The organism is Aestuarium sp. (assembly GCF_023253315.1).
Lineage (GTDB): Bacteria > Pseudomonadota > Alphaproteobacteria > Rhodobacterales > Rhodobacteraceae > Marivivens > Marivivens donghaensis.
This window is the reverse complement of the sequence record NZ_JALRGW010000202.1, coordinates 1-550: the sequence shown is the minus strand read 5'-3', so window position 1 is coordinate 550 and position 550 is coordinate 1. Positions and strand designations below refer to the sequence as shown.

Annotated in this window: 1 protein-coding gene; it reads right to left on the bottom strand. The window is 60.5% G+C overall.

The annotated features are described in order from the left end of the window. The coding region (locus AC1QQ2_RS15015) for an AAA family ATPase (protein ID WP_479713750.1) at positions 1 to 550 on the bottom strand (550 nt) is incomplete at both ends.

Genomic DNA, 550 nt, shown 5'->3' with positions numbered 1-550 from the left:
AGAACCTGAAGCAGGATGTCAAAGACCTCGGGGTGGGCCTTCTCAATCTCGTCCATCAGGACGACCGAGTAGGGCCTGCGCCTGATTGCCTCGGTTAGCTGACCGCCCTCGTCATAGCCGACATACCCCGGAGGGGCACCAATCAGCCTCGAGACCGAGTGCTTCTCCGAGTACTCGCTCATATCAATCCGGACCATGCTCTTCTCATCGTCAAACAAGAACTCGGCCAGCGACTTGGCAAGCTCGGTCTTTCCCACCCCGGTTGGGCCCAGGAACATAAATGATCCAGTTGGCCTGTCGGGATCTGAGATGCCCGCCTTCGAGCGCCGAACCGCATCGCTGACCGCCTTGACCGCCTTCTTCTGGCCAATGAGTCGCTTACCTAGCTCGGCCTCGAGCTGCAGCAGCTTCTGGCTTTCGCCGGCTAGCAGCCTTCCGGTTGGGATGCCGGTCCAGGCGGAGACAACCGCAGCGATCTCGTCCTCGGAAACCTGCTCACCGACCATGCGTTCCTTGGGCTCACCCTCTTGACGCTCGGCCTCCTGAAGCT